We start from the raw sequence: 2,428 nt of genomic DNA on the forward strand, positions 1-2,428 counted from the left end.
GTAAAAAAATAGCAGTAAACTGCAAGAGGAAGCAATAGGGGAATTTGTCCTTGTCCACAATTTACGGATAGAACGAAAAAATAATCCCCTTGAAGGAAGTATCTAGGTTTGTCAATTATAAATTTTGTAGAGTATTCCTTTGGTGAACGTGAATTGTTAGTGTATTGAAATCGGATGCTATTCCCCAATCGTATGAGAGATGTAGCCCAACGGTAGGTGGGGGATGAGTTTCGGTTTAGTTTAGTCAAAAAAACTTAACTATATATTTTATAAGTATAATCGGCTCCAAAAACGACTCAACCATCGAAATTCGATATTATATCGGATCTCGATGGTTGAGTCGTTTTTAATACTGTCATTTACCAGGAAGAATACTAAAAAAGTCTTTTTAATGTATTTTACAAAAAAATCCTTTTGAAGATTAATGTTTTTCCCACTATGTGGGGGCTTATTTTGGTATTTGTTTAGTAGCCGTATCGAAAAAATTGATTTGTACATTATTGCCTAAAATCAAGTGAAATTAATTCTAATTGTTTTATGTTTTCATTAAACAATTTCTTACATGTAAAATTATTAAATTTAATGTTTTTTAAATCAGTAAGTACAGTAGAGGATATAGAAGATTTTATTCTATCATTTATATTAAAATCAGATATGTTTAAAGTGTTCATTAATGTAGCACATAGAGCCAATTTTCTTTTTATTATATGTGTTTTAGTTAATAATAAATTTGAAAGCATTGTTAAATTGTGTTCAAATACAATTGAGTTTTGAGAAGGGTGTGTTTTGTGGTGATCAATTAGTTTAATACATTGTATAACAATTTGTTCAATATATAAGTTTTGTTTTTCTATTTCGTGATATAAACTTGTAAGATTCATTTTAATCATTCCCGTATTAAATGGTGTCTATAGATTGTAGATTCGAAATTATCTAAAAATAATGTATTGGAATTATTGATACACGCCATTAAACCTACAATTTTATTTTGAACTTTTAAAATATCATTTGATTGATTTTCAGTATCTAATAACAAACTCAACATATTCATTTCAACTTCTAACAGTTTATTTAATGCAGATTCCCTTTGGTACATACTCTCGATGCAATTTATTAATAATTCATTAGTATAACCCATTTTTGAATACTGCTCCTTTTATATAATTTTTATGTACCAATAAGTAGCTTTATGTGTAACATGTTTGTTTTTGTTAGTATTTAGAAACTCAATCACAGTCACAATCATCACAATCACAATCACAATCACAATCATCGCAGTCTAAAGTTGGTATTTTCAGTACATCTTCTAGTTTGAACTGTAGTAGCATCTGAGTTTTAATAATATTTCTTAATATTTTTTCCACGCTTTCTTGAGTTACAATAGCTTCTTTTACAGTCAGACAGTCTTTACTTATTATCTTTTGGATTTTTTCAGCTTCCGCATTTATTAAATGTGAAAGTCCTATCTCTTCCATTGCAATAGAAGATAAAAGAAGGTTAATTACTTCTTCGCGAGTTAATGTTATGTGGGGCTCTATGTCAGGAATGTTGGGCAAAGACATATTTTCTCCTCCTTTGAACAGATCTGCTGAAGAGTTCAGTGTATTTACATTAATAGTATCCAAAAATTATTAATTATATGTTAATACTTATGCACATACAAAAAAAAATGAATACAGTATGATTAGGCGGGATACTTCATATGATTACAGTTAGGAGTATAGTACCATGACTAATTTCTGGGATAATTTAATTTTTGGACAGAACAAAATGGGAGAGAATTATAAAAATTCACCAGATGAATATCCAAATACAGACCCATATATTTTATCACCTAATATACAAAAGACTGTAAACAAAATAAAAGATTATAATTTATTTGGAGATTACAACAATAAAAATCGAAACAATAAGCAGAAACCTTACAATTCTAAGAGAAAAAAGAAGCGATATTAAAATGAATACGATATAAGTACCTGTTTTTCTCTCGAATACTTATATCGTATTCTCAAATTAACTTTCTAATTACTAATGATTCATTTTTAAAAATTATTTATTTAATTGTGTCGGGGACGTTTAGATTTAAATGATTGGACGACTACAAGTTATAAAAGTGTATTACTCTTCAATTAAAGTTAAGATATTTTCTAATTTAAATTGTAAAAGCATTTCTTGTTTAATAGCAGATTGCAATGTTTGTTGAACACTATTATTTATCGTTAATAAGTTGGACAATGTCACTGGTGGAGGAGTGATACCATTATTTAGTGTTCCTAATATAAATTGGATTTTCTCCGCCTCACTATTAATAATATGTGCCAGTGCTAATTCTTCGAGTGCGATAGATGCCAAGAGTAAAGAAATTGATTGTCCGGCAGTAATCGATATCGTTGGGGTTATATTAGGGATATTCGCTTGAGACATGTTT

The 2,428-nt window shown here is 28.7% G+C and carries 5 protein-coding genes; 1 reads left to right on the forward strand and 4 read right to left on the reverse strand.

The window, feature by feature from the left end; all coding sequences use genetic code 11:
* Positions 1-497: 497 nt before the first annotated feature.
* From MR155_RS30890 to MR155_RS30900, 3 genes are all read right to left on the reverse strand, one after another.
* Positions 498-881, reverse strand: coding sequence for a hypothetical protein (locus MR155_RS30890; RefSeq protein WP_242312085.1), 384 nt, complete (start codon positions 879-881; stop codon positions 498-500).
* 5 nt (positions 882-886) lie between these two features.
* On the reverse strand, positions 887-1,138 hold the full coding sequence (locus MR155_RS30895; protein ID WP_242312086.1) for a hypothetical protein: 252 nt from the start codon (positions 1,136-1,138) through the stop codon (positions 887-889).
* A gap of 88 nt (positions 1,139-1,226) precedes the next feature.
* A complete protein-coding gene (locus MR155_RS30900) occupies positions 1,227-1,562 on the reverse strand; it encodes an alpha-helical endospore appendage domain-containing protein (protein ID WP_242312087.1) in 336 nt (111 codons plus the stop codon).
* Positions 1,563-1,728: 166 nt separating this feature from the next.
* Between MR155_RS30900 and MR155_RS30905 the strand changes: the two genes are divergently transcribed.
* On the forward strand, positions 1,729-1,956 hold the full coding sequence (locus MR155_RS30905; RefSeq protein ID WP_240369354.1) for a hypothetical protein: 228 nt from the start codon (positions 1,729-1,731) through the stop codon (positions 1,954-1,956).
* A 162-nt stretch (positions 1,957-2,118) separates the two neighbouring features.
* Here MR155_RS30905 and MR155_RS30910 read toward each other — a convergent pair whose 3' ends face one another.
* Complete coding sequence (locus MR155_RS30910) at positions 2,119-2,424, reverse strand: alpha-helical endospore appendage domain-containing protein (RefSeq protein WP_242312089.1); 306 nt, start codon at positions 2,422-2,424, stop codon at positions 2,119-2,121.
* Positions 2,425-2,428: the final 4 nt, after the last annotated feature.

The sequence above is a fragment of the Bacillus cereus group sp. BfR-BA-01331 genome (genome assembly GCF_022663915.1).
GTDB classification, from domain to species: Bacteria; Bacillota; Bacilli; order Bacillales; family Bacillaceae_G; genus Bacillus_A; species Bacillus_A mycoides.